The sequence below is a fragment of the Halonotius sp. GCM10025705 genome (assembly GCF_042662885.1).
Lineage (GTDB): Archaea > Halobacteriota > Halobacteria > Halobacteriales > Haloferacaceae > Halonotius > Halonotius aquaticus.
Window position 1 is genome coordinate 1,650,328 of sequence record NZ_JBHSZD010000001.1, and the last position, 26,124, is coordinate 1,676,451.

The 26,124-nt window shown below is 57.2% G+C and carries 25 protein-coding genes and 3 pseudogenes; 15 read left to right on the plus strand and 13 right to left on the minus strand.

Translation table 11 applies throughout. The features are described from left to right. Nucleotides 1-53 precede the first annotated feature (53 nt). Complete coding sequence (locus ACFQJB_RS09225) at nt 54-1,847, minus strand: hypothetical protein (RefSeq protein WP_379726484.1); 1,794 nt, start codon at nt 1,845-1,847, stop codon at nt 54-56. A gap of 95 nt (nt 1,848-1,942) precedes the next feature. Beyond that, nucleotides 1,943-2,236: a stress response translation initiation inhibitor YciH gene (yciH, locus tag ACFQJB_RS09230; RefSeq protein WP_120084435.1), complete on the minus strand. Its 294-nt coding sequence runs from the start codon at nt 2,234-2,236 to the stop codon at nt 1,943-1,945. 178 nt (nt 2,237-2,414) lie between these two features. Here yciH and mutS point away from each other — a divergent pair, with 178 nt between their 5' ends. Continuing rightward, nucleotides 2,415-5,111, plus strand: a complete 2,697-nt coding sequence (gene mutS / locus ACFQJB_RS09235; protein ID WP_379726487.1) for a DNA mismatch repair protein MutS — start codon at nt 2,415-2,417, stop codon at nt 5,109-5,111. A 59-nt stretch (nt 5,112-5,170) separates the two neighbouring features. Beyond that, entirely contained in the window at nt 5,171-6,901 is a 1,731-nt protein-coding gene (mutL, locus tag ACFQJB_RS09240) for a DNA mismatch repair endonuclease MutL (RefSeq protein ID WP_379726490.1), read from the plus strand. Here the strand turns inward: mutL and ACFQJB_RS09245 are convergent. The 5 genes from ACFQJB_RS09245 to ACFQJB_RS09265 form a co-directional block, all read right to left on the minus strand. Next, nucleotides 6,859-8,295 carry a PQQ-binding-like beta-propeller repeat protein gene (locus tag ACFQJB_RS09245; protein WP_379726493.1) on the minus strand — a complete coding sequence of 479 codons (1,437 nt, stop codon included), beginning with the start codon at nt 8,293-8,295 and terminating at the stop codon, nt 6,859-6,861. The genes mutL and ACFQJB_RS09245 overlap by 43 nt on opposite strands. A 50-nt stretch (nt 8,296-8,345) precedes the next feature. After that, on the minus strand, nt 8,346-8,642 hold the full coding sequence (locus ACFQJB_RS09250; RefSeq protein WP_379726496.1) for a hypothetical protein: 297 nt from the start codon (nt 8,640-8,642) through the stop codon (nt 8,346-8,348). 65 nt (nt 8,643-8,707) lie between these two features. Continuing rightward, on the minus strand, nt 8,708-10,438 hold the full coding sequence (gene lysS, locus ACFQJB_RS09255; RefSeq protein WP_379726499.1) for a lysine--tRNA ligase: 1,731 nt from the start codon (nt 10,436-10,438) through the stop codon (nt 8,708-8,710). Then, nucleotides 10,435-11,154, minus strand: a complete 720-nt coding sequence (pyrH, locus tag ACFQJB_RS09260) for a UMP kinase (protein ID WP_120103273.1) — start codon at nt 11,152-11,154, stop codon at nt 10,435-10,437. Before pyrH ends, lysS begins: the two co-directional genes overlap by 4 nt. A 78-nt stretch (nt 11,155-11,232) precedes the next feature. Then, nucleotides 11,233-11,787 (minus strand): hypothetical protein, encoded by a 555-nt coding sequence (locus ACFQJB_RS09265; RefSeq protein WP_379726502.1) that lies wholly within the window; start codon nt 11,785-11,787, stop codon nt 11,233-11,235. 129 nt (nt 11,788-11,916) lie between these two features. On the opposite strand from ACFQJB_RS09265, the gene ACFQJB_RS09270 reads away from it, so the two are divergent. From ACFQJB_RS09270 to ACFQJB_RS09285, 4 genes and pseudogenes are all read left to right on the plus strand, one after another. Further along, complete coding sequence (locus tag ACFQJB_RS09270) at nt 11,917-12,735, plus strand: molybdopterin synthase (RefSeq protein WP_379726505.1); 819 nt, start codon at nt 11,917-11,919, stop codon at nt 12,733-12,735. An 81-nt stretch (nt 12,736-12,816) separates the two neighbouring features. After that, a pseudogene (locus tag ACFQJB_RS09275) lies at nt 12,817-13,952 on the plus strand (site-2 protease family protein). Between the two features lie 91 nt (nt 13,953-14,043). Beyond that, nucleotides 14,044-14,679, plus strand: coding sequence for an IS6 family transposase (locus ACFQJB_RS09280; RefSeq protein ID WP_379726508.1), 636 nt, complete (start codon nt 14,044-14,046; stop codon nt 14,677-14,679). Beyond that, a complete protein-coding gene (locus ACFQJB_RS09285) occupies nt 14,661-14,912 on the plus strand; it encodes a hypothetical protein (protein ID WP_379726511.1) in 252 nt (83 codons plus the stop codon). The genes ACFQJB_RS09280 and ACFQJB_RS09285 overlap by 19 nt, the downstream gene beginning before the upstream one ends. Here the strand turns inward: ACFQJB_RS09285 and ACFQJB_RS09290 are convergent. Beyond that, nucleotides 14,905-15,540 (minus strand): annotated as a pseudogene (locus ACFQJB_RS09290) (IS6 family transposase). The gene ACFQJB_RS09285 and the pseudogene ACFQJB_RS09290 sit on opposite strands and share 8 nt — an antisense overlap. 160 nt (nt 15,541-15,700) lie before the next feature. Between ACFQJB_RS09290 and ACFQJB_RS09295 the strand changes: the two are divergent. Beyond that, complete coding sequence (locus tag ACFQJB_RS09295; protein ID WP_379726513.1) at nt 15,701-15,970, plus strand: class I SAM-dependent methyltransferase; 270 nt, start codon at nt 15,701-15,703, stop codon at nt 15,968-15,970. Nucleotides 15,971-16,198: 228 nt separating this feature from the next. Here the strand turns inward: ACFQJB_RS09295 and rfbB are convergent, their stop codons facing one another. Beyond that, nucleotides 16,199-17,146 (minus strand): dTDP-glucose 4,6-dehydratase, encoded by a 948-nt coding sequence (gene rfbB, locus ACFQJB_RS09300; protein ID WP_379728016.1) that lies wholly within the window; start codon nt 17,144-17,146, stop codon nt 16,199-16,201. Between the two features lie 134 nt (nt 17,147-17,280). On the opposite strand from rfbB, the gene ACFQJB_RS09305 reads away from it, so the two are divergent. The 3 genes and pseudogenes from ACFQJB_RS09305 to ACFQJB_RS09315 all read left to right on the plus strand — a co-directional run bounded on the left by ACFQJB_RS09305 (nt 17,281) and on the right by ACFQJB_RS09315 (nt 19,406). After that, complete coding sequence (locus tag ACFQJB_RS09305) at nt 17,281-18,486, plus strand: DegT/DnrJ/EryC1/StrS family aminotransferase (RefSeq protein ID WP_379726515.1); 1,206 nt, start codon at nt 17,281-17,283, stop codon at nt 18,484-18,486. A 7-nt stretch (nt 18,487-18,493) separates the two neighbouring features. Next, nucleotides 18,494-19,104, plus strand: a pseudogene (locus ACFQJB_RS09310) (SDR family oxidoreductase). Next, nucleotides 19,017-19,406, plus strand: coding sequence for a sugar nucleotide-binding protein (locus tag ACFQJB_RS09315; protein ID WP_379726518.1), 390 nt, complete (start codon nt 19,017-19,019; stop codon nt 19,404-19,406). The pseudogene ACFQJB_RS09310 and the gene ACFQJB_RS09315 overlap by 88 nt, the downstream one beginning before the upstream one ends. Here ACFQJB_RS09315 and ACFQJB_RS09320 read toward each other — a convergent pair. Genes ACFQJB_RS09320 through ACFQJB_RS09330 form a run of 3 tightly spaced genes read right to left on the minus strand, consistent with a single transcriptional unit; the run spans nt 19,397 to nt 21,306 of the window. Next, nucleotides 19,397-19,852: a sugar phosphate nucleotidyltransferase gene (locus ACFQJB_RS09320; RefSeq protein ID WP_379726521.1), complete on the minus strand. Its 456-nt coding sequence runs from the start codon at nt 19,850-19,852 to the stop codon at nt 19,397-19,399. The two genes, ACFQJB_RS09315 and ACFQJB_RS09320, sit on opposite strands and share 10 nt — an antisense overlap. After that, complete coding sequence (locus ACFQJB_RS09325; RefSeq protein WP_379726524.1) at nt 19,761-20,120, minus strand: sugar phosphate nucleotidyltransferase; 360 nt, start codon at nt 20,118-20,120, stop codon at nt 19,761-19,763. The genes ACFQJB_RS09320 and ACFQJB_RS09325 overlap by 92 nt, the downstream gene beginning before the upstream one ends. A gap of 46 nt (nt 20,121-20,166) precedes the next feature. After that, nucleotides 20,167-21,306 carry a glycosyltransferase family 2 protein gene (locus tag ACFQJB_RS09330; RefSeq protein WP_379726527.1) on the minus strand — a complete coding sequence of 380 codons (1,140 nt, stop codon included), beginning with the start codon at nt 21,304-21,306 and terminating at the stop codon, nt 20,167-20,169. A 178-nt stretch (nt 21,307-21,484) separates the two neighbouring features. Here ACFQJB_RS09330 and ACFQJB_RS09335 point away from each other — a divergent pair, with 178 nt between their 5' ends. The 5 genes from ACFQJB_RS09335 to ACFQJB_RS09355 all read left to right on the plus strand — a co-directional run bounded on the left by ACFQJB_RS09335 (nt 21,485) and on the right by ACFQJB_RS09355 (nt 25,246). Then, nucleotides 21,485-22,297, plus strand: a complete 813-nt coding sequence (locus tag ACFQJB_RS09335) for a hypothetical protein (protein WP_379726530.1) — start codon at nt 21,485-21,487, stop codon at nt 22,295-22,297. Then, nucleotides 22,297-22,425: a hypothetical protein gene (locus ACFQJB_RS09340; RefSeq protein ID WP_379726533.1), complete on the plus strand. Its 129-nt coding sequence runs from the start codon at nt 22,297-22,299 to the stop codon at nt 22,423-22,425. Before ACFQJB_RS09335 ends, ACFQJB_RS09340 begins: the two co-directional genes overlap by 1 nt. A 77-nt stretch (nt 22,426-22,502) precedes the next feature. Further along, nucleotides 22,503-23,591, plus strand: a complete 1,089-nt coding sequence (locus tag ACFQJB_RS09345; protein ID WP_379726536.1) for a glycosyltransferase family 61 protein — start codon at nt 22,503-22,505, stop codon at nt 23,589-23,591. A gap of 52 nt (nt 23,592-23,643) precedes the next feature. Then, nucleotides 23,644-24,477: a hypothetical protein gene (locus tag ACFQJB_RS09350; protein WP_379726539.1), complete on the plus strand. Its 834-nt coding sequence runs from the start codon at nt 23,644-23,646 to the stop codon at nt 24,475-24,477. A gap of 112 nt (nt 24,478-24,589) precedes the next feature. Continuing rightward, nucleotides 24,590-25,246, plus strand: coding sequence for an acyltransferase (locus ACFQJB_RS09355; RefSeq protein WP_379726542.1), 657 nt, complete (start codon nt 24,590-24,592; stop codon nt 25,244-25,246). A 25-nt stretch (nt 25,247-25,271) separates the two neighbouring features. Here ACFQJB_RS09355 and ACFQJB_RS09360 read toward each other — a convergent pair whose 3' ends face one another. Beyond that, complete coding sequence (locus ACFQJB_RS09360; RefSeq protein ID WP_379726545.1) at nt 25,272-26,054, minus strand: hypothetical protein; 783 nt, start codon at nt 26,052-26,054, stop codon at nt 25,272-25,274. Between the last annotated feature and the right edge of the window lie 70 nt (nt 26,055-26,124).

Below are 26,124 nucleotides of genomic sequence, written 5' to 3' on the forward strand. Positions count from 1 at the left end.
CTGGGAGAAAGATAAATCTCTGGCAGCGATCGGTGTTTATTCCGTGTCGACGACTATATCTCTCGACTGTATCGGAACGCGAACAGCCCGACTGCGACCGCTGCAACACCGATCCCGAACCCGGGGGTCTCGATTTCTGTGGGCACTTTAACTGGCGATTGCGCCGCCGGTGGATTCTCCGTTGCTGTCACGCGAATCTCTTCGCCGCCGACAGCGATCCGGTAGCTCCCGGGGTCGGTGAACCGCTGGTCAAAGCGATGCGTTGTCGTCTCTCCCGGAGCCAGCCGCCCCGTCCGCGTTGTCTCGTAGTCGCCGACATCGAAGGGAAGTTGGTAGTCCCCGGTTGTCCCGCCGACGTTTTCGACGGTGACTCCCACCGAAACCGTCTCGTTGACAGCGACAGTGAGATTTTCGCCAGCCGCTGGGAGCGGGCGGCTCGTCCCGTTGACGCTGAGCGGTGTGTCGTCAGCAAACCGAAAGGCAAAGCGGGCGGGCTCGCCCCCGAAGGCGGCGACGTGGGCGTCGCTGCCCCACATGGCGTCGACGGTTGTTGCGGTCGTCGCTGCGTCGGCCTCATTGGCGACCCCCTCGCCGGCGATGCGGTCGATATACCCCGAAACGTCTCGGGCCGTCAACTCGCCCTCGTGGCTGTTGATCGCCCGGATGACGGTATCGAGGCTGGCCTCGCCGTCGGTCGCCACCCTGATCCGGCGGTCAAGATCGCCAGCGACGAGCGCACCCTTGCGGTAGTTGGCGAAGTTCTCCCAGGTGTCGGGGTCGGTCATCACTGCTGATGCTTGGGGTTCCTCTTCTCCCTGTGCGAGAAACCGCTGGAAGCGATCGAAGTCGACGCGGTCGGCCTCCAGCGTCAGCAACGCGGCGTAGTAGGTTGCTGTCGCCTCGGTGATCCACCGGGCGTCTGTCGCCGCGTTGTAATCCTGCCGGGTGTGGACGTACTCGTGTACCCAGTTGTTTGCCGGGGTATTGAGTGGTTCGTCAGCCCGCACCCAAAAGTCGCTGTCGCCGGTCTGAATCCCTCGAACGGCCCACTCGATGTCGCCGGTTGGGGCGGCGATCATCAGCACTTCGTCGTCGCGGGCTCCGACCCGAAGTCGGTCGGAGGCGGTCGTTACCGACTCGAAGATCTCGCGTGGCTCGGCTTCGAGGTCGGCGGCTTCGGGAACGACGAGCGTGAATGTCTGGCCGTGGGCTGTCTGTGTCCGCTGCTCGTAGGAGCCGAGGAACGCGATCCGGTCGCCGGCGACGCCGGGGCCATCAATGGCGGTTTCTCGGACGATCTCGGGGTCGTCGCCGACGATCCGGCCGCTGATGTCGCCGACCGACGGGATCTGAACGAGCGACCAGTTGGCGGTGTCGGCAAACCGGTAAGAACCCTCGGCTCCGGGTTGGTCGGCTGCACTACGAACGTTTGCGTCGATCCGGTAGGTGACCGTTGCCGGGTTGCTGTTGCTGTCCCATTCAACGTTGCCGTCGGCGGTGCGGGTGAAGCCGCTGGTCGCAACTACCTGTGCGTCCGCTGGCAATTCGAGTGTTAGTTCGGTGAACTGCGAGGGGATATCGGCGGTGACGGTCGCGGTGATTTCCCCGACCCGATCAGGGGTTCGATCCAGCGTCGTCGTCAACCGTAATTCGTTGTGTGTCGACAGCGGTGTTGGTGACGGCGTGTCGGTTGTCGCCGATTCAAGCGACATCGACGGGCTCGATTGGGCTGTGGATGTGGGTGTTGCTGCGGTCGGACTTGCTGGAGCGGCCGCAGCCGCGACCGGTGCTGTGAGTAGACTCGCAAGTACTAGAAGTGCAACAACTGAGGCCCGCCACGTCGACATAGCTGATTCAACGCCTTGGAGCCGCATAACGGTTCCCGACGATGAGTGGTGCTGGATAAAAAGCAGGTGTCGAAACGAGACGGGTTAGGTTGCGGTCACGCGACGGTGAACCCCTTATCGCGGAGGAAGTCCTCCACGCGACCCTGGTGGTTGCCCTGGAGTTCGATGGCATCGTCCTCGATGGTGCCACCGCAGGCGAACTTGGATTTGAGATCCGACGAGAGACTGCTCATATCCACGTCACCGGGGTCGAATCCTTCGATGACCGTTACCTCCTTCCCATAGCGGCGCTCGTCGATGCGGATGTTAATCTGTTGAGACTCTTTGGCAACGTCCTCGCAGACGCAGAGTTCATCAGGCAATCCGCACGTCGAGCAGACTTCCGACATTACAATCGCCACTACAGGATGGTCATATTAAACAGTGTCGGGATTTACAACCGGTCTCACGGCGCGCGTTGGGAGCCACAGCTGTCCAAACCGGCCAGATTGAGCTTTCCAGGCGTTTCTCTGCGGCCTCGGAACCGACATCCGAGCGATTATACCGCTCGCGGACGGCCTCCCGGCTATGACTGCGGTGACGGGGTTGCCGCCGATGATGGTCGACCGCAAGGACGAGGTGACGCCCATGCTGGGCCAGTACGTCGAGCTTTGTGAGCAACACCCCGACGCACTCGTTTTGTTTCAGGTCGGCGATTTCTATGAGGCGTTCTGTGAGGCCGCCGAGGAAGTCGCCCGCGTTTGTGAGGTGACGCTAACGCAACGCGAGGATTCGACCGGCGAATACCCGATGGCGGGGATCCCCATCGACAACGCGGCCTCCTATCTCGAACGCCTCGTCGAGGCTGACTACCGGGTCGCGCTGGCTGACCAAGTCGAAGACGCCAAGGAAGCGAGCGGACTCGTTGACCGCGCAGTGACGCGGGTCATCACGCCCGGCACGGTCGTCGAAGACGAATTGTTGGCGGCGGGGTCGACGACCTACGTCGCCAGCGTCGTCGAACGCGACGCCGGCGACGGCGAGCGAGACGGCTACGGCATCGCCGCTGTCGATGCGTCGACCGGCGAGTGTTTCGTCACGACGGTGCCGACCCTCGGCGACGTACGCGAAGAACTCGACCGCATCCAACCGAACGAACTGCTCGTCGCCGACGACGCAGTGACTGTTTCCCCCGACGGCGACTGGATGGACAGCGTGGTCGACGCCGAGTTGTTCGACCCCACCGTCGCCCGCGAGCGGCTGACCGAGTACGTCGCCGACCCCGACCGCCACCTCGACAACGACGCCGAAGGGCAGGCCTGTGGCGCGGTGTTGGCCTACGCCGAGTACACGCAGGGTGACGACGGCCCGCTCGAATACGTCTCTCGAATTCGTCGGCACGACCAGCGTGACCAACTCCGGCTCGACGCTGCCGCGCTCCGGAGCCTCGAACTGTTCGACAATCGCGGGCCCGGAGCCGGCGAGACGGTCTTCGACGTGCTCGACGAAACCGCCTCAGCCCTCGGCCGACGGTGTCTCGACCGCTGGCTTCGTCGGCCGCTGGTCGACCGGGCGGCCATCGAAGCCCGCCTCGACGCGGTTGAGGCTCTCGTCGGCGACGGCGTCGTCCGCAGCGATCTTTCCGATCTGTTGGCCGAGGCCTACGACCTCGAACGCCTCGCCGGTCGCGTCTCGCGGGAGCGCGCCAACGCCCGCGACCTCCGCGCCCTGCACGCGACACTGTCGATTGTGCCCGATCTGAAGGAACGCATCGCCGACATCCCCGCGCTCAGCGACCACCATGACCGCCTCGACGAACTGGACGACGTAGCCACATTGATCGACGAGGCGATCAGCCCGGAGCCGCCGATGGAACTCACCGAGGGCGGCGTGATCAAACCGTCCTTCGACGACGAACTCGATGCCCTCAGAACGACCGAACAGGCGGGCCGCGAGTGGGTCGCCGACCTCGAAACCGCCGAACGCGAGCGCACCGGGATCGACTCGCTGTCGGTCGGCCACAATCAGGTTCACGGCTACTACATCGAGGTGACGAACCCGAATCTCGATGCGGTGCCCGACGATTACACCCGCCGCCAAACTCTCAAAAACGCCGAGCGGTTCTACACGCCCGAACTCAAAGAGCGCGAAGACGAGATTTTCGGCGCGGCCGAACGCGCCGACAGCCTCGAATACGACCTGTTTTGTGAAGTCCGCGAAACGGTCGCTGCCGAAACCGACCGGATTCAGGCGTTGGCGACGGCGATAGCCGAACTCGACGCGCTGTGTTCCCTTGCTATCGCCGCGACCGAGGGCGATTACGTCCGCCCCGAACTCCGAGCCGCCAGCGACGACGCCCAAATCTCGATCCACGGCGGTCGCCACCCGGTCGTCGAAACCACCCAAGCGGAGTTCGTCCCGAACGATACCGACCTCGCTGGCGGTGACGTGGCGATCATCACCGGCCCTAACATGAGCGGGAAATCGACCTACATGCGACAGGTCGCGTTGATCTGCCTCCTCGCTCAGACAGGGAGCTTCGTCCCTGCTGAGGCCGCCACTCTCCCGGTTCTCGACCGGATCTTCACGCGCGTCGGCGCGAGCGACGACATCGCCGGCGGCCAGTCAACGTTCATGCGGGAGATGAGCGAACTCACCGAGATTCTCCACGACGCGACCGACGATTCGCTGGTCTTGCTGGACGAGGTCGGCCGCGGGACGAGCACGGCCGACGGCCTCGCTATCGCCCAAGCGACCACGGAATTCATCCACGACGAACTCGACGCGACGACGCTGTTTGCGACTCACTACCACGGACTGACCGAACTCGCCGACGAGCGTGCGGGCGTCCACAACCTCCATTTCGCGGCGACACGCGAGGGCGACGACGTGACCTTCCTCCACCGCGTCGCGCCTGGCGCGTCGTCAGCCTCCTACGGGATCGAAGTCGCCCGGATGGCTGGCGTCCCGACACCCGTCGTTGATCGTGCGCGCGAGGTCGTGGCGACGACGACCGGCGACGCCAGCGACAGCAGCGTTGCTGACGACGCTACTGACGACGCTGCCGGCCAGACTGCCACCGATACCGACACCGCAACCGATCCAGCCGCCAGCGCGGCAGCCGTTGACGACGCCATCGCCGACGCACTCGGGGAGCAGGCACTCGACGCGGAGGCCGTCGCCGCAGTCGTCGATGAACTCCACGAACTCGATATTGCGACGATGACGCCGCTGGAAGCACTCAATACGCTGGATTCGCTTCGATCCCAACTCGACGAAGAGTGATCCGAATCAAATACCCGAAGCGGCTAAACCGGTCGCGCCTCCAACCACGCTAAAACAGCATGCCGTCCCAACTCAGTCGGCTCGACGACGCGACGGTCGCCAAAATTGCGGCCGGTGAGGTCATCAGCCGGCCGGCCCGCGTTGTCAGCGAACTCATCGACAATGCCCTCGACGCCGGCGCGAGCCGGATCGATATCGCCGTCGACGGCGACGGCACCGAGCGGATTCGTGTCGAGGACGACGGCCACGGGCTCTCGCGGGCGGACGCCGAACTCGCTGTCCAGCGGCACACGACGAGCAAGCTCCCGGCCGACGCCGGCGCGTCGCTAACGGCGGTCTCGACGCTTGGGTTCCGCGGCGAGGCGTTGGCCGCAATCTGCGATTGCGCCATCGTCGAAATCGTGACCAACGACGCCGACGCCGTCGGCACCAGGCTCCGCGTTGAGAACGGCGAGCCAACCGTCAGCGACGCCGCCCGCGGACAGGGGACGACGGTCACGGTCACCGATCTCTTCGCCGACCGCCCGGCCCGCCGAGAGTCACTCGCCTCTGCAGCCGCCGAGTTCAGCCGGATCAGCGATCTCGTCGCCGACTACGCGCTGGCCCAACCCGATGTCGGGTTCTCGCTGCGCCACGACGGCGCGAAGACGTTCTCGACTCCCGGCGGCGGCCTGCGTGATGCCCTCCTCGGCGTCTATGACGCGGATGTCACCCGCAACGCGACCGTTGTCGAGCACGCGACGGCTCTCGACACTGAGGATAACCCGGGATCGCTCTATCTGCGCGGGATTCTCGCGTACCCGTCGGTCACGCGCTCGACCCGCGAGCACGTCCGGATCAGCGTCGCCGGTCGCCCCGTCTCAGATTCCGGGCTCCGGCAGGCGGTCATTGACGGCTATGGCTCGCTGTTGCCCGGTGATCAGTACCCGATTGCCGCTGTCGATATCGCACCGCCGGCCGAATCCGTCGATCCGAACATTCACCCGGCGAAACAACGGGTCGGACTCCGATATCGAGACGCCCTCGAAGCCGCAGTCGAAGACGCCGTCTCCGAGGCGTTGTCAACGGCCGACGCGCGCCGCGCCGAGGCGGCCGCGACCGATCTCACGACCGAACTCGATGGTGTCGACCGCAGCGACCCCTTCGCCGACCTCCGCGTTATCGGGTGTTTTCGGGCACTCTATTTGCTCTGTGAGGACGATGACGCGCTGCTCGTGATCGACCAGCACGCGGCTCACGAACGAGTCAATTACGAGCGACTGCAGGCCGCCGTCGGCGACGACGCGGTGCCGACAGCGACACTTGATCCGCCGGAATCGGTGTCAGTGTCGCCGGCAGTCGCATCGCTTGCAGCGGAGCACGCTGACCTGCTTGCGTCCCTCGGGTTCGATGTCGAACCATTCGGCGGCGGGACGCTGCGGGTGTCGGGGGTGCCGGCTCCGCTTGGGCGCGTCGCCGACGCCGACACGTTGCGAGCGACGCTCGATGCGTTGGCTGCTGAGGAGTCACCGACTGATCCACGCGATGTAATCCTCGCGGAGATGGCTTGTCACCCGTCGTTGAAAGCCGGCGAGGAACTATCAGTGGATGATGCCGAACAGCTACTGGAGCGGTTGGGGAGTGCGAGCACCCCTTCGCGTGTCCACACGGGCGGCCGACGATCTGCTCGATCGACGAAGCGACGCTCGCGGCCGGCTTCGACCGCGAAACAACGCGTTTCGAGTAAGCCGAATATGGAGTGGTGTCGTCAGTCGTCTCTGTCGCCACCCAGCCGTCGTCGAAGCAGATAGCTGGCTCCGCTGACGGCTGCTATTGTTGTCCCGATCCCGAAGCCGGGGGCGTTGGTGCCGGTTTCAGAGGATTCCGTTGATTCCTCGTCGTCGCCGGACTGCTCGGTGGGTTCGTCGGTGTCAGTGTCGGTTTCATTGCTGTCGATGTCGGTTTCATTGCCCTCGGCTGGTTCGGCGGTCTCGGTTTGTTCTTCTTCTGGTTGCGTGGTATCGATTTCGAGTGTTTGATCGGCGTATCGCCACCCGTCGTGGTGGCCAAGTGTTCCGAGTGTCACCCGTGAGTCTTCACTTGCTCCACCGGTTCCAGAGACCAGTGCGGAGACGCTGTCGCCCCCACCGAGGAAGACGGTGTCGTCGGCGCCGGTCGGTGCGGATGTCACGCCGTCGCCGTTATTCCAGAGTTCCTCGCCGGTCTCAGCGTCAAGCGCGACAGCGTTGTCGTCGCCGGCGACAACGTGATTGTTCATCACGGTCGGGGCAACTGGATCTGACCCGTCAAATCGTGTCGACCACCGTGGCCCACCGACCGCCGCGTTCAGCGCGTGGACGCGGACATTATCCGCCACAAAGAGGGTATCGCGGCTGTAGGCTCCCTCGGCGACCGTCGGCGCGGTTAGGCCGCCATTCCGGTAGAGGCTCTCACTCCACTGTTCCTCGCCGGATTCGATACCGATGGCGTAGACGTTGCTGTCCTCACTGCTGACGTAGACCAACTCGTTGGCGACTGTCGGTGACGTTTGGATCTCGCCGCCGGTTTCGAATCTCCAGACCTCCTCGCCTGAATCGGCAGCAAGCGCGTAGAGTGTGCCATCAGCGCTGCCAATATAGACCGTTCCGTTGACGACGACCGGAGAGCCATCGATCTGTCCGCCGGTCTCGTACGCCCACGACTGACGACCTGTTTCGGCGTTGATCGCATAGAGGCTTCCGTCGCGGCTGCCAACATAGACGGTCTTATCGACGACGACTGGTGAGGACACAACCGCCCCGCCGGTTTCGAACGTCCAGACTTCTTCGCCGGATTCGGCGTCGATAACGTACAGCGAGTTGTCGTTGCTGCCGACGAAAACAAGGCCGTCGACAACCAATGGCGAGGAGCGAACGCTGCCGTTGGTTTCGAACTCCCACCGTTCGTAGGCGTTGCTCGCGTTCAGTGCGTAGACGCTGCCGTCATCATTGCCGACGTAGACGAAGCTACCGACAACGGTCGGTGAGGAGTGAACCGCCGCGCCGGTATCGAACTCCCAGTCGATGTCGCCACCGGAGGATTGGGCGGCAACCGGTGTTGAGCCGACAATGCCAGCGAGCCCGATGCCGGCGGCCGCTTGGAGTGTGGTACGACGTGATATGATAGGCTGTCCGTGCCCGGCTGTCTCGGGAGTGTGATCTGCCATACTGCCTCATAGTTGTACGCTATGAAAAATTCTTCTGACAGGATAGCTGACTACACCGGATTACCACCCTTTGCAGTCGGGACAGACGAACGCGTCACCATCTCGCCACTGTCGCTCGGTCGTCGCCTCACAGCGAGCGCACGCCGCGCCCCCGGCTGCCAGTGATAGGTGATCGTTGCCGGCTCGACCGCGTCACGATTCGACGCATCGTCGCCCTCGGATCGCGCGTTCGTCTCCGTGGTCGCTGCTTGCGCTGATTGGTCAGTCGTAGCTTCGGCGTTGCTCTCGCTGTCCTCGGGTTCTGCCTCTCCTGCAGTAAACTCGGTTAGTGGCCGATCCTCACTCATCGGTCGCCAGTGGCGCGACGGCATAGTAAAACCGGGCGATCAGTCGTCGTAGCCAGCGGTCACGGTCAGCGTTCGCGGCGGAGCCGTCCGACGACGAACTCCTGTTCGAGGTCGCCGAGGAACTCGCCGAGCCGTGGGCCCTGCGTTTCGTCGAAAAACAGCCGGTAGCCGGCCTCGAAGAGGTCGCCCGGTTCGATCTCGTGGTCGCGGGCGGTGTCGTAGATTTCGGACTGGATCGTCTCGCCATCGTGGCCCGCGGCGACGACATCGGCCAGCGAGTCCAGGGCGTCGGTCGTCGCGTCGTCAAACTCGGTGTCGGGGAGATCGGCCTGCAGCCGGTAGTTGTAGGCGTTATCCATCCGCTCGGCCCAGGTGCGGGCCTGCTCGACGCGAGCAAGGGCGGCCTCGACGGTCGCCTCGTCGGCGTTATCGGGGATATGGCCCTCATCGCGGGCCAATTTTTTGCGGAGCTCCCGATCGTCGACCATGCCGAGCACCGCCGCAAAGGTGTAGGGCAGTCGGATCGGTCGCTCGTCGGCAACGTTGCCGACGACGTAGGGGTAGGCTGCCTCGGCGAAGGCGGTCACCGACTCGTCGTCGACGCCCTCGTAGTAGGCTTCCTCGAAGCGGTCGAAGTCGTCGACCAGTTGGTCGAGCCGCGAGAGGTCGAGATCGCGGGCTTTCTTCGGGTGCAGCGCGAAGAAGTAGCGGATGACTTCGGGTTCCAGTAGCTCAAGCAGTTCGGGCACGGTGACGATGTTACCCGCCGAGGAGGACAGTGCCTCGCCGTTGAGCGTGAACCACTCGTAGACCATCGGCACCGGCGGCTCGATCCCGAGGACGTTTTCGGCGATGTCGACGCCGGAGGGCCACGAGCCCTCGGCGTGATCCTTGCCGAACGGTTCGAAGTCGACATCGAGCACCTGCCACTGGCCGGGCCACTCGAACCGCCACGGGAGTTTGCCATCCCGGAATGTGGCGGTGCCCTCGTGACCACAACCCTCGATGGTCTCGTCGCCGACTTCCATATCGGTGCAGGCGTAGTCGACGGTTTCGGCGTCGAGGTCGATGTCGGTGACTGTCTCAGTCAGTTTGCCGCACTCCTCGCAGATCGGATTAAACGGGACGTAGTCGGCGTCAGCCTTTGCTTGGTACTCGCTGAGCACCTCGCGGGCGGTGTCAACGCGGTCAAGCACGCGCTCGACAACCGGATCGAAGGCTCCCTCGCCGTAGAGGTCGGTGTTGGAGTACATCTCGATATCGACCCCGAGTCGATCGGCGTCGGCTTCGAGCAGTGCGGCGAAGTGGGCGGCGTAGGAGTCGCGTTCGCCGAAGGGATCGGGGATGTCAGTGTAGGGCTTGCCGAGGTTGCGCCCGAGCGCGCCCGCGTCGACCTCGCCGAGCCCAACGATCTGTCCGTCGGGATCGGCCAATTTTCGGGGTAGTTTGCGGAGCGGATCGCGGTCGTCGCTGGTGAAGACCTGTCGCACCTCGTGGCCGCGATCGCGGAGGGCTTCGGCGACAAAATAGCCGCGCATGATCTCGTTGACGTTGCCGAGGTGGGCGACGCCCGACGGCGAGACGCCACCCTTGATGACGATCGGGTCGTTGGGGCTGCTGCTCGCGGGTCGTTCCTCCCCGCTCGCGTCATCCGTCGTCTCGCGTTGCTCGACGACGCGTGTCTCAATCTCGTCGGCGACACCCTCGGCCCAGAAGTCGTGGTGCTCGTCGTCTGGTTCGTCGACCGGGGTGGCTGTCTCGCCGTTGCTGTCGGCGTCAGTGTCGTCCGTGCTCATTCTGTCGTGATCCACTCCGCTGGTTCCTCGCCGCCTTCAGGGATGACATCGGTGCCGGTGTGGCTTCCGTTGAGCACCGCATCGGTGATGTTGCTGGGATCGGTGCCATCGAAAACGATCGCCCGCATCCCAGCCCGCTCGATGAGCTTTGCGGCAAGCAGATCGACCGGTGCCGAGGAGCCTGCATCCCGACTCATCGGGACGACCAACTCGACGAGTTCCGCCGGCGACATCGTCGTATAGCGGATCGCCTCGGGATCCTCGTTGGGGTCGGCGTCGTAGACACCGTCAGTGCTGGTCGCGTAGGCCAGCAGGTCGGCATCGACGTACTCGGCGAGGGCGGCGGCGACGGCGTCGGTGGTCTGGCCGGCCATCACCCCACCCATGATCGCCACATCGCCGCGGTTGAGTGCCTCGCCGGCATCGGCGTAATCTTCCGCGGGCGTCGGGTTTGTGCAGGTATCGAGGGCGGCGATCAACAGTCGAGCGTTGAGCCGGGTGGCGGCGATCCCGAGTTCGTCGAGTTCGACCTCGTTGCCGCCGAGCTCGCGGCCAGCGGCGATGTAGTCGCGGGCGACTTCCCCACCGCCGACGACGATGCCGACCTCAAAACCGGCGTCGACAAGCGATTCGATCGCCGCGGCGTGGGCTGCCACCTGCTCGGCGTCGAGATCCGGTGCGAGGACGCTCCCGCCAAGTGAAAGGATGACCTTCATTGCCATTCGGTATCCCCGAGTCGGCCTTAAGCGTTCTCACACGGGGAGCCGCGACCGGTTCACTGCGATTGTCAGCCGCTATGCGTTGTCGCCGAACCGATCGGCGAGGTCGCTGAACTCGTCGATGACAAGGATCTCGATTGGGCTCGGCGCGCCGTCGGCCCCGAGGCCGACGATGATGTGTTGGTCGTCGGTGTTGTCGACGGTGACACTCGCCTCCCGGCTGCTCGTCTCGTTGATCGCGCTGTCGAGGTCGACCGTGACGGTGTACTCTCCGGCGTCGGTAAACACGTCGCCGTAGGCCGGTGTCGAACTCGGCTCATCTGTGTTTTCCTCGTCGTCGCTGTCGCTTGGCGCGACCGTGAACGACTCCGAGAGCTGTGTCTCGCCGTTCGGATCGACGACGGTGACGCTGCCGCTCTGTTCCTGATTGGTGCCGTTGAGCACGTTGACGTCCTTGAGGATCGCCCCGGCGATGCTGTTCATGATGTCCATACAGCCGGCCAGCCCCGCGAGGGCCGTCGCCCCGCCGGCCGCCAGCAGCCGCCGTCGGGTTGTGTGTGCTGCTGTGGGGCTCTCGGTCGCTTGGTCGGTGGGTGGGCTGTCACTACGCGGCGATCGGTTCGAATCCATTGGATTCTCAGAGGCTCCCTCGGTTCAAAAACCGGGGCGGGGTGTTTCTCGGTGTGAAACAATGGCCGTTGTGTAGGCGGATCACTCAGCACGCTAACACTCAAGGACATCGGGGGCGGCAGATGGGCCATGCAGACGCTCTGTGTGGTCGGCGATGACGCCCCCGGGGTCGCTGACGCGCTTGCTACCCGCGTCGCCGAGACGCATGCGGGCCGGGTTGCCACCGTCGACTACGGCGATGTCGTCGACGATGCTGCTGTCGACGAGCGCGACTCAACCAACGCCGACAGCCGATTCAGTCTCACAAGCGACGGCCGGTGGGTCGGTCGCGGCGACGACCGCTCGCTTGTCGATCTGTTGGATTCACTCGCCCCCGACTACGAGTACGCCGTTGTTGCCGGCGCGAGCCACCATCGACTGCCGACCGTTGTCGTTGGCAACGTTGCCGACGACCCCGCCAATATCGTCGCCGACGCACCGACCGCCGACGCCGTCGACATCGCCGCGCTCGCCGCCCGGATCGACGACTTTGAGCCACACGTCACTCTGGAGACGCTCATCGACCGGGCGGAGGCCTCGCCGCTGGCCGAGCGGTCGGGGGCGATTGCGACCTTTACCGGTCGGGTTCGGGTCAAAGACAGCCCAGACGACGACCGCACCGAACACCTCGCCTTTGAGAAATACGAGGGTGTCGCCGACGAACGGATGGCCGCCATCAGCGACGACCTCACCGACCGCGAGGGCGTCTTCGAGGTGTTGATGCACCATCGCGTTGGCGTCATGGGGCCGGGCGAGGACATCGTCTTTGTCGTCGTGTTGGCGGGCCACCGCGAGGAGGCGTTCCAGACTGTTGAGGATGGGATCAACCGCCTGAAAGACGAGGTACCGATCTTCAAGAAAGAAACCACTGCAGCCGACGAGTTCTGGCTACACGAACGAGGGACGTAGGCGGCGTTGACACCGGCAGACATGGCGACGACGACAAGCGTTTATGCCTCTCAGTCACGTACTCGTGGGTAATGGGTGACGATGGCTGAGCCGGAGTCGATTCCCCGCCCGGAGGGGCTTGAGACGTGGTATCAGCTCAGTGATGTGCGGATCGACGGCGATCGGATCATCTACTACGGTGAGCCGTTGATCCCCGAAAAACGACTCCACAAGGAGCTGTGGCCGGCGTTTCAGGAGGCCGGCTACGAGCTCAAGCTTGCGACCCCCGTGGAGCCGATGGCACCGCTCTCGTCGCCATCGAGTCCGGCAGCGTCGGCAACGACGGCGTGCCGTGGACAAACATCGCGCTGTTCGCCGCGACGATCATCTCGACGCTGTTTGTCGGGGCCGTCGGCTGGTATTTCGTCCCGTTTTCTGAGATCGTTGCCAACCCGCTGGCGGTGCTACAGGCCTGGCCGTTTACCGCCGCCGTTCTCGGTGTGCTCATGACCCACGAGTTGGGTCACTACGCGATGGGCCGGTACCACGACGTGACCGTCTCGCTGCCGTATGTCATTCCCTTTGTGTTCCCCTTCGGCACGCTGGGGGCGATCATCAAGATGAAAAGCCGGATGCCGGATCGCAAAGCCCTCTTCGATATCGGCGTCGCCGGCCCGATCGCCGGCCTCGTCGCCACCATCGTTGTCACCGCCATTGGGCTCTCGTTGGGCCCGGTTGAACTGCCGGCCCGCGTCGTCGAACAGTCCCAATCCGCCGAGTCGATCGTGTTCAACAACCCGCCGCTGATGGATCTCATCGCGTGGGCGATCGGTGAGCCGGTGGTCTACAGCGATCCGGGGCTCAACCCCCATCCGGTCATCATCGGCGGCTGGGTCGGGATGTTTTTCACCTTCCTGAATCTGCTCCCGGTCGGCCAACTTGACGGCGGCCACATGGTACGCGCGATGGTTGGGCAGCGACAGGAGACGATCGCCGCGTTGGTGCCGGCTGTCCTCGTGACGATCGCCGGCTATCTGTACTACGTCCGTGATCTCGGGCTCAACGACTCGGTCGGTCTCTGGGCGTTTTGGGGGCTGTTCTCGCTGTTTATCGCCTACAAGGGGCCGGCAGATCCGGGCGACGAGACGGCCATCGGGCTACCACGTCTGGTGGTCGGCCTGCTGACCTTTACCCTCGGCTCGCTGTGTTTCATGCTCGTGCCGATTCAGGTCGGCTGATGGGCCACGACCAGATCGCTCATGTGCTGGCTTGGCCGGGCGGTGTTCAGATAAGGATGAAGGATGAGGCGGTTCATTTTCTGAGTGCTCTATGCCCGAAAACGACCGCCTCGGCAGATGTTTGGACGAGATCGACTTAGAGTTTGTTGAACGAGAGGCGACACCGCGACTGCTGATGAAGCTCAGTATTCAGCGACATCTTGCTGGATTATCGCTTTCGAATACTGTTTATATTCTTGAGGTATTTGGTGTCGAGCGGGCTCGATGCACCGTGCACAACTGGGTTCACAAAGCTGATCTACAGCCCGAATCTGGTCGGTGTCCGGATCACGTCGCGGTTGACGAGACTGTGATCCAGCTCAACGATGAGCAGTACTGGCTGTACGCCGCTGTCGATCCTGAAACAAACGAATTACTACATACAAAGCTTGAATCGACGACTACGAAGGTTCTCGCTCATTCGTTTCTTGCTGAACTCTCCGAGAAACACGACGTCTCCGACGCCGTGTTTCTCATCGATGGATCGCACTCGTTGCAAGCTGCGTGTCAACGCCACGGCTTCGATTTCAGACACGAGAAACATGAAAATTGGAATGCTGTTGAACGTGTCTTTAGAGAAATAAAACGACGAACTATCTGTTTCTCGAACTGTTTCAGCAACGCCAACACAGAAACCGCCGACGATTGGCTCAGATCGTTCAGCTTCGCATGGAATCAGCTTATCTGAACACTACCTCTGAGGGTGTCAAAACACTCTTCAACCGCATCATCAAACACGTGTACATCAACGCGTCGATCCGCCGTATCGGCAATGATAAAGAATTGGTTCGCGAACGAGACAATCTTATCATTGCTGAAATCGGTGTATGGAAGGGCAGGCACGCGGAGATCCTCCTGAACAGCCTCGATATCGAGAAGATCTACCTCATTGACCCCTATGAGACGGTAGTGTTCAGATAAGCTGATTCCATGCGAAGCTGAACGATCTGAGCCAGTCGTCGGCTGTGTCTGCTGAGGCGTTGCTGAAACAGTTCGAGAAACAGATAGTTCTGCGTTTTAGTTCTCGGAAGATACGTTCGACAGCGTTTCGATTTCCATGCTTCTCGTATTTGAAATCGTAGCCGGCATGGTGACAGGCAGCCTATAGTGAGTGGGCACCATCAATGAGAAATACGGCGTCAGCAACGTCGTGTTTCTCGCTGTGTTCAGCGAGAAACACTTCTGCGAGTCCGGTGTTTGTTGTCGGTTCAAGGCTTGTGTACAGCAATTCGTTCGTCTTTGGATCAACAGCTGCGTACAGCCAGTATTGGTCGTCGTTGAGTTGGATCACTGTTTCGTCAACCGCAACGTGATCCGGATCTTTTCCGGAAGTGGGCTGTAGATCGGCCTTGTGAATCCAGTTGTGCACGGTTGATCGAGCGCGTTTGACACCGAATATCTCAAGTACAGAAACAGTATTCGAAAGTGATAGGCCAGACAAATGTAGCTGAATACTGAGCTTCATCAGAAATTCCGGTGTCGCTTCTCGTTCCACAAAGTCTAACTCAATCTGGTCGATACTGCCACTGAGGCGTCCGAATTCTTCCATAACCACTTAGAAATCGTGACGCCTCACCTTTCAGTCCTTATCTGAACACCGCCTATGAGACCTACGTGGATTTTAAGCGATGCACAAAAAACGCCGGTGTGAGTACGGCAAAACAGATCAGCTACAACCGCCTCCAAGGATACGATAATACCGAAATCAAGTGGGTAGAAACGCGTTCAATGGACGCAGTCGAGCAATCACTGACGATCTTGACTACGTCTACATTGACTGGAATCACGCCTACACCTATGCGCTAAACGACATCGAAACGTACTGGCCACTCGTGTCCGACGGTGGGGTGCTCGCAGGACATGACAGCGCAATAGAAAGCATGACTCAGGCTCTCATCGACTTCGCCAGTGAACATAACCTTCAGCTTCACCTCGAGCCCTACAACTCCGACTGGTACTTCGTTAAACATGACACATAGGAGCCGATCGTCACGCTGACCGATCTACAACACCTCCTCAGTCTGCACAACTTCAGGATCTACGATTCTAGCCTGATTCGTAAGCAGTAACGACTTATTTGTGCCAGTACCTCAGTTTGTCAGAAGTACCGTTCCCCGTGAGTAGCCACTGTTTCGGCCGCTTCTAACTATATACTCAAAGGCATTAGACGCGACCTACTACTTGTCGATAACAGCTGCTATACCGTCTCAGACCTTCCGGGAAGAGTAGTTACTAGTGTAGTAATCAATCGTTTGTTCAAGCCCTTCCTCGAACTTCCACTCTGTCGACCAGCCTAGCGATTCGATTTTTGATGTTTCAAGTGCGTATCGTTGGTCATGTCCAGCGCGGTCTTCTACAAACGATATCAAATCTCTCGATGCGCCCAGCTCATCAAGTATTCTATGAGTAACTTCGAGATTCGTCAGTTCGATTCCAGAGCCAACGTTGTAGATCTCGCCTTCATTACCGTTTCTAAGAACAGTGTCGATAGCCCGGCAATTGTCTTCGACGTAGAGCCATTCTCGAATGTTTGAGCCATCCCCATATAGAGGAACCTCTTCGCCCTGCTCAGCTCGTTTAATGAATTTTGGTATGAGTTTCTCGGGGTGTTGTCTGGGCCCGAAGTTATTTGAGGAACGAGTGATCAAGACAGGGAGATCGTACGTTACGTTGTAGCTATTAGCTATCATGTCCGCAGCCGCCTTTGTGGCCGCGTATGGGTTTCGGGGGTTAAGCGGATCCGACTCAGAAAATTTCCCACTCAAGATGTGACCATACACCTCATCCGTCGAAACCTGTAAGAAACGGTCTATTCCTGCCTCAACGCTGGCATCAAGGAGCGTTTGGGTTCCTTCCACGTTCGAATGGACGAATGGCTTCGAACCACTATCTATAGATCGATCCACGTGAGACTCCGCAGCGAAATTCACCACCGCATCAACATCAGCGATTAGCTCCGAGACTAACCCACTATCGCAGATATCACCCTCCACGAACTCATGACGCTGATGATCAAGAACACTTTCCAGATTATCCAGCGAGCCCGCATAAGTCAAGCTATCGAGGGTAACGACATCGTCTGTCGTCTCCGTCAACAGGTAGTTTACGTAATTTGACCCGATGAACCCTGCACCACCAGTAACAAGAGTTTTCATATTGGATACCATACACTCTCCAAATAAATACTATTTCATCCCGTAAACCCGAAATGGGTTACGGTATCATCAAGTGGCAGAACAAATTTGACCGAAGGCATTATATCCGGTGGCTCTGAATAATTTTAGACGATATGAATGACGAGGGGTACCGCGTGAATTACGCGAAAGCAACCTACGGGGAAGAGGAGCGAGAGGCAGTCAACAACGTGCTCGATCACCCTGAGGCATTAGTCGGAGGCGAATACACAGATACGTTCGAAGGTCAGATTTCGGATATCTTCAATAAAAATCATGGTATTATGGTCAACTCAGGGTCTTCTGCGAATCTACTAGCCATCGAATTATTAGATGCACCCCAAGGCAGTGAAATCATCACACCACTCGTCACCTTCTCAACCACAGTCGCACCGATAGTACAGAAGGGATACGTCCCCACGTTTGTGGATGTTGGTATAGGTGATTATTTACTAGATATCTCCCAAGTTCGAGACGTTATCACCGAGAATACGGTAGCGATTATGGTGCCATCGCTCTTAGGCAACATTCCAGACTATCCCGAACTGCGACGTATCGCGGACAAACACGACCTGATACTCATTGAGGACTCAGCAGATACGATTGGTTCAACGATAAATGGTGAGTCCACCGGCACGTTCACCGACGTATCGACAACCAGTTTCTATGGATCGCACATCATCACTTCCTTTGGATGTGGGGGCATGATTTCTGTCGATAATGACGAGTGGATGGAACGACTGAAGAAGCTCCGGGGATGGGGACGATCGTCAGCCGCCAACGAGACCAACGACATAGATGAACGACTTGACAACATCTTAGGTGGTGTGCAGTACGACTCGAAGTTTGTATTCGATGAACTCGGATACAATTTTTTGCCTACAGAGGCAAGTGCAGCATTCGGTGTCCAACAGTTCAAAAAGCTTGACCAATTTGCGGCCCGACGCACAGAGGTATTTGATGCGCTCAACAAATTCTTTAGCCAGCATTCGGACTGGTTCGTACTACCCAAGCAACAACCCAACGTAGAGACGTGCTGGCTAGCGTACCCACTAACGATTCGAGATGCAGCACCATTCGACAGACAATCAATCGTGCGGCACCTAGAGAAGAACCGGATTCAGACGCGAGCACTGTGGTCAGGAAACCTACTGAAACACCCTGGCTTTGAAAACATTAAATCTCGTCTCCCATTTGAAGAATATGTTAATGCGGAGCGGATCATGGCAAACGCGTTCGTTATCGGAGCCCATGAATCCATGAGCGATGACGACATTACATACGTGAAAGAGATATTTGAGGAATTTCTCGACAATTGGTAAACTGGTAATGCACATTTTAGTGACCGGCAGTGCGGGATTTGTTGGCCGTCGCGTCGCACATCATCTCTCGACGCACGGACATAGAGTTGTCGCAGCATATCATCAAAATGAGCCCTGCGTTGACGGCACCAATGCACGCCAACTCGATATCACTAAACAGGGGGCAGTTCGAACACTTATCGAGCACACCGAACCGGAAGCAATCGTTCACGCGGCTGCAATATCCGATGCCGACAAGTGTGAACAACACTCAGAAAAAGCAAAAGAAGTCAATGTTAGCGGAACCGAGACCATCGCCCGGAACGCACGAGAGACTGGCTCTGCCTCCTGTTCGTATCTAGTTCATTTGTGTTCTCTGGGGACGCAAACAAGTATACAGAAGACGACCCTCGTGACCCTATAAACGTTTACGGTGAAACAAAAGCCGCTGCAGAACGGATCGTAGAAGAGACCGATGTTCCGTCCACCACCATCCGAATCGACCAGCCGTACGGCTGGAGTACAGACTGGCAGTCAGATTCCATGATTGAATGGGTGCTAAAAAACTCGGTTCTCAGACCACCCCAGTTGAAGTATTCAAAGATTGGTCAAACAATCCGATACACAATAGTGACGTAGCCAACTGCATTCGGTTATTGCTTGAGGACGAACATCGAGGGATTTACCATGTCGTCGGTCCAGAGTTCATCAATCGATACAGTTGGGCGAGGCAGATTGCAGCCGTGTTCGGTTACGATCCAAATCGTATTTCTCCGTCGGAATCAGGAGACGCTCTTCCAGCGGATCGGCCAAATGCATCCCTTTCGACAAAAAAAATAACCTCTACGCTCAATTACTGTCCGGTCGGGATTCATGATGGGCTTTATCGAATGATAAGCGAGCGTCAGTATAAATGTGAGTTCTCGTCCAGTCAGTCGTGACTTCGACTTGATCGGACATCTTTCGACGCCTGAAAGACGCCTTCTGGAGTACCAGCGTCGTACCAACTGCCGTCGATTTGTTCATAACGGAGACTCCCTTGTTCCAAATAGTGCTGGTTGACATCCGTAATCTCGTATTCGCCACGGTCAGAAGGAGTTAGACTATCGATAATATCAAACACACCCGAGTTGAAAATATACAGGCCAATGACAGCAAAGTTCGATCTTGGATCGCTTGGCTTCTCTTCAAGACCAGTCACACGTCCTTCTTTGTCCACATCTGCTACACCGTAAGCAGATGGTTTAGACACTTCCCGCAAGAAGATACGTGCATCTTCATTTTCCCCAAGGGGACTAATTTTGTCTGAGAGATCTTCTAATAATATTGTCACCAAGTATGACGACGAACTCGTCGTCCACAAACTGTTCCGCAAGCGAGACAGCATGTGCAATCCCCTTCGGTTCTGACTGAACCTTGTAAGAGAAATCCACGTCGAACTTATTATTCTCGTCGTTCTCAAATAGTTCGATGTACTTCCCGATATGCTCAGCATTGCTAATGACGAGAATCTCGTCAACACCGGCATCAATCAATGTATTAACCGGGTAATAAATCATTGGCTGGTCGTAAATCGGAATAACGTGTTTGTTGACCACGTGAGTTATCGGCTGGAGCCGAGAGCCCTTCCCACCAGCGAGTACGACACCTTTCATGAGTATATCTATTGTACGTGTGTAAAAATAACTTGCTGTGGAGTCATTAACTTAGCGTGTTCAAGTACCATTCCCTGATTCGGTGATCGACTGTATCGGGAATTATTCTCGCAAGGAAATGATACCACACTTGGAAGGCTCGCTTCGGGATCACTCCATCCTGAACGTTTCGTTTGTAATAGTCAATCGGGAGAGGCAAGACGAGTAGATAGTAATAGTATCCTCGAGTGAATGAAGCGGAGTTCCAGATATCATGGAGAGGGCGGATGTCCTCGCTCAGTGCGATTTCTCTGATACGTCGATAACTTGTATCTTTCTGGAGCGTCGCCCAAGCCGCGAGTTGCGCCGCGAAGCGCGTCTCAATATCAATAAAGAGTGATTTACACTCATCATTCTCCAAGACTTCGTCAACCGCCTTCATTCGGTATTTTTGTAGTTTCATTCGAAGCTCAAGATCAGACCACTCGAAATCGCTCCAAAACCGATGCTCTCCTTCGTACTGATAGTAATCGACAATTGAGAGATGCCGTGAAGAAATGATCGTCTTTCCTGCCACCATCGCTTGTAACATCAAAACATTGTGGATATAGAGTGATCCGTAGTACTCTTGAGCAATTTCTAAGTCTATTGCATCAGCCTTGAGAACCATACCACCTATGTAATTTCGTCTCCAAGTATGGTTCGCAAAGGGGTGAGGAACCAAGGTTACGAATGCAGATAAGGAATCCAACCCCGAATCAAAACTCTGTTCGTCTGGGACTGACTCATCCCAGTCGTAGTTCTCACTCAATCCATAACCAGCTACAATACTTGTAAATTCGCTATGCGTGTCCTCGATACAATCAAACACCCAGTTAAGGCTTTCCTGAACAATTTTATCCTCGTCAGCTAAAGGCATCAAGTACTGACCTTCGGCGATTTTAAGACATTGGAATAAATTCTTTTCATATCCAATATTCCTTTCATTTTCAATGTAACGGAGTCGAGGATCTTGAAATCCTTCAATGACCTCAGCTGTATCTTCTTCTTTCGGCGCATCATCACAGACCAAGACTTCTAGATGGCTGTACTCCAATTCCAGAACGTGATTCAGTACTTTCTGTAAGTTTGATGCATTATTGTATGTTGGAATGCAAATACTTAAAAGCGGAGAGTCCTGTCTTGATGACATTGGTGGGGAACTCACAACACCTAAGTTGATGTGCCGGAAATACTAATACACTTCTGTGAAGCACGTTGTGAGATCACAAAGTATAGTAACGTATAACATTACTTCTTAATATGGAGTGTGAATTTATGTATATTTTGAAGGGGAAAGATGCTACAAAAACAAGCACACGGTTAGATATAATTTAAATCTAAGTATGTTCTATCACCTACAGAAAGCAAAAGAAATTTTCTCTGAAGAGGATTTAATTACAGCTGCGAAAAGTATTTTAAGATATATTCCAGTAGAAATAAATAATATTATTTTTCGTCTACGTTATGGAAAGGGCATTCAGGTTATGGACGAAGATTGGGATAACTTACTCATTCTGGATGCATGCCGGTACGATATGTTCTCGAATCAGGTTGGGTTAGCCGGCAAACTCGATTCACGAATCTCATTAGGATCAAGTAGTGAAGAATTTCTCGAAAAAAATTTTGTTGGAAACAAATTTCATGATACAGTTTATGTGAATAGCAATCCATACTTGCCAAAATTGGATTTAGATGAGGAGAATTTCCATGCGGTTATCAATTGTCTATCGGACTATGATTCCAAATCACAGACAGTCCTTCCTGAGACAGTCGCCGATGCAGCAATAAAAGCGAACCAACAGTACCCTAATAAACGTCTTATTATTCACTTCATGCAACCACACACACCATTTCTCGGAGAAGTTGGGCGGACTATGGCCGGAGGATCAATTAACGAGGATGGACAACTAAATGATAGCGATGGGATATGGAGTCAATTACGTAATAACGAAACAGAGACAAATATTTCAACGGTTTGGGAAGCATATAATGAAAATTTAGAACTTGTATTAGACTCAGTGACTCAACTTCTTAAAAACATAAATGGTAAAACAGTGATTACTGCAGACCACGGAAACATGGTTGGTGAACGTTTAAAACCAATTCCTAGCAAAAAAAGTACGGCCATCCGTACGGAGTACATACTCCAGAGTTAATGAAAGTACCATGGTTCGTCGTGGAGAGTGATCAGCGGCGTAAAATTACTGAAGATCCGCCGGTTGAGAGGGAACTCGTATCCGACAAAGAGGTTGAGAACCGTCTTGAGGCCCTCGGATATAAGTGATCAATAAGATTATGTTTTCATCCGAATTTACACCGCGAAAAGTCAGACGAAAGTTACAGTCCGATGGCGGTGTAAACATGGGAATAACTGCGGCGGATCTGTTCGTACGAAAACGAATTGGCAGACGAGTGTTCGACCCAGTTGTTGAACGCAATATAGTCCGAACACTCTCCCGTGAAGAACTCACGAATAATGCTATTAAGTTAGTAGAACTCCCCGACGGGACAGCCGACGAGTCGTCGCCGTTTGTCTCTCAGATCGATTCGGGGTACGTTCTCTCGGAGACTGGCCTTCTCACGACACAAGCGTTCGAGATCATAGAGGAGAGTGCAGCTCCTCCAGAACACGCACAGCAGGCGATGATGGCAATGTGTTCCAGAGAACTATTTTTTGGATACCTCCCGATTCGAGGGCTCTTGACCGGTAAGTCGTCTGCTAACCTCAAAGTGCTTGATACAGTCGCTCCACTGATTCCCCGATACCCTACGAACTACTATCATTGGATGGTAGAAACAGTACCAAAGGTACGGTACCTCCACGAATTCGAAGCGAAAACCGGAACCGAGGTGACCGTCCTTATTCCGTCAGGAAGACCTCCATTCATCGACGAAACGTTGAATCTGTTAAACTGGCCTGAATCAAAGATAATTTTATCATCTAACCCAATATATAAAACCCAAAATCTGGTCGTACCATCATTTCCCGAGCGAACTGCTGCCGATTTTGACTGGCTCCATAATGAAATTCTCGGCTCCATATCGACCGAAGATGAACCAACCGACCAAAGAAACAGGAACAACGTCTACGTCTCTAGAGCAAATGCTATCGAGCGCAGAGTCCTCAACGAAGAGGAAGTGATGAGCGTACTATCCGACTACGGGTTCGAGCGGTACTGTCTCGAAAATCGGGCGCTCGCCGAAAACATCCGGCTATTTAACCAAGCAGATATTGTTGTCGGCCCACACGGTGCAGGACTCACTGACATTATCTTCGCTGAGGACTGCACACTCATGGAACTGTTTGGTGAAAAAGTCAAACAGCCGTACCGTGTTCTTGCAGACACACTCGATATAGAGTACGAGCCGATGTACTGTACGGCGGAGTCGGCGGACATCGTCGTGGACACTGACGAGTTGGAGGAACAGGTCTCCGCGCTCGTCGAGTGAGCGTTTAAATGTGTTCAGAACGCTCTTCAACGACCCCGGAATATAGCGAACCATGAGAAATCATTTCACTATCGAGAATCTGCGGCGCGCGCTTCGGAACCCGCGTCTAATTCGTCGTGAGCTACTCCGACTCGCCAGCCTGCCGTTCAACCACGGCTACGGCCGATATGTAGACTCCACGCTCGCCGAGAGTATCGACGTGATGGAGGCGGACTGGGACAATCTACTGATTCTGGACGCCTGCCGATACGACTACTTCGAGGCCCAACACGACTTCGACGCGCCGCTCAACCGAGTCGTCTCGCCGGGGAAGATGAGTTGGGAGTTCATGCAGAATACCTTCCTCGACGAGCAATTCCACGACACGATATACATCACCAGTAACCCGTTCGCGACGCGCCTCCCAGAGGACACGTTCTTCAAGACCCAGTATCTCATCGACGAGTGGGACGACAAAATCGGCACGATACACCCCGAGGAGGTCATCGCCGCCGCGAAGGAAGCGAACAAAAAGCATCCGGACAAACGACTCATCGTCCACTTCATGCAGCCCCATCGTCCGTATCTCGGAGCGATGGCCGAGCGGTTGCGCGAACGCGTTGACCTCATCGGGTACCGAAATGAGGGCGACGGCGTCCAGATATGGGGCGCCGCAAAGGAAGGCGAGGTGACTCCCGAAGAAGTCCGAACCGCCTACGCCGAGTCGCTGGATATCGTTCTTGACGTAGTAGAGGGTTTCTTGGAAGATATCGGCGGCAAGTCAGTCATCACCGCGACCACGGCGAGATGCTCGGTGAGCGGGTGTTCCCGTTCACGTCGCGCGTCTGGGGGCACTCGGAGGGATTCAGTACGCCGACGCTTCGGGAGGTGCCGTGGTTGGCAATAGAGGCGGAGATCAGACGGGAGATTACAGAGTCCGAGCCAGTCGAATCGGAGGAGACGCTGACGAAGACGAGGTCGAGGAACGTCTAGGGGCACTAGGGTACGTGGAGTAGTTGATGAGCAGCATAACGACGCGTCTCAGACAACTCAGAGACGTGGGAGTTCGAGGCGGTGCCAAGTCCGTCTACTACTCGCTTCGGCACACGTCGAGTGCGTCCGCGCTGGTGTTCACCTCACAGGTCATCACAGACATATCCGCGAATACGACCTTCGACGTGAACAACCGGTTCACGGTTGGAACCGGAAGGCGAGGAGCGACGCACCCCCGTATCGGCCGCTCGAAAGTGTCGACGGTCGGGAGCGCATCTGTATCCCACACCGGCGAGGTGATGGCCTCCATCGGCCCTGCGAGCGTACTCCATGTCGAGGGCGACTTCTCGATGGGCGACTCGTATATCAACGGCCACTCGCGGATACTGTGTGGCGACGAAATCAGTATCGGTGACGGTGTGGCGATGGCATGGAACATCGAACTCCTGGACGATGACCGTCACGCCATCTCAGTCGATGGGGAAAGAACAGACCAAAGCACCCCTATCAAAATCGAGGACGACGTGTGGGTCGGGCACGACGTCTCGGTTCACAAGGGAGTCACGATACACGAGGGTAGTATCGTCGCGAGTGACAGCGTCGTAACCTCGGACGTTCCACCGAACACACTGGTAGCGGGGACGCCCGCTAAGGTAGTCCGGGAAGACGTCGAGTGGGGGTAAAACGCGGTTACCTGGAGAGAACCGCTTATTCGCGATAGCCGAGAGACTGTAGTCGCTCCGTGACGAGTTCCTCGGAGTGCCCCTGCTTCGTCACTGGTGGGTCTGAGGTGATAGTTCGACGCTCCCCACCCTCGATAACGAACCACGGAACCCGAACCAGTTCCGGGGAGTACACGCCCCAGGGGTGGCCGAACATCTTCCTCGTCGGGATGGGCCCCTGACGTTCGTTGACCATATTCCCGTGGTCAGCAGAGAGAACAACTTTTCCGTCGATCTCATCCAGTAGTTCGGATACGTAGTTGAACACGATGTCGAGGTTTTCGTTGTATCCCTCCCAGAGTTCCTGAACGGAAACCGACGTGGCGTCGTTCCGGAACGGTATCCACGCGTTTCGCTGCCCGATACGCTCCCGGGTTTCTAAGCCCCGGTTCCCGATGAACGGAAGGTGCGGTTGCATGTAGTGGACGATGACTCGCTTGTTCGGGTACCGCTCGTGGGCTTCCTTTGCGGCCTCTGTCACCGTCTCCGGGTGTGCGATTTCTAACTCCTCGTCCCACTCGTCGAGGAGGTCGATGACCGCGTGAAACGTCTCGTCCTGGTCCAAGCCGACCTTTGGGAAATAGACGTTCGCGTTGACGTAGACAGTGTCGTGGAACTCGCCGTCCTCGAAGTTCTGCCGCAGAAATTCCTCGCTCGTCGACCCCTGCGAGATGCGGGACTCCAGTTCGCCGTAGAAGGGGACCCGTTCTGCAAACATGTCGTAGCGACAGGCGTCAAGCAAAACGAGGGTGTCCCAGTCCTCGTCCATCACGTTGGTTCCCTCACCGTGACGCAGACGAAAAATCAGGTTGTTGAGCTCTATCGGGACGTACGAGAGG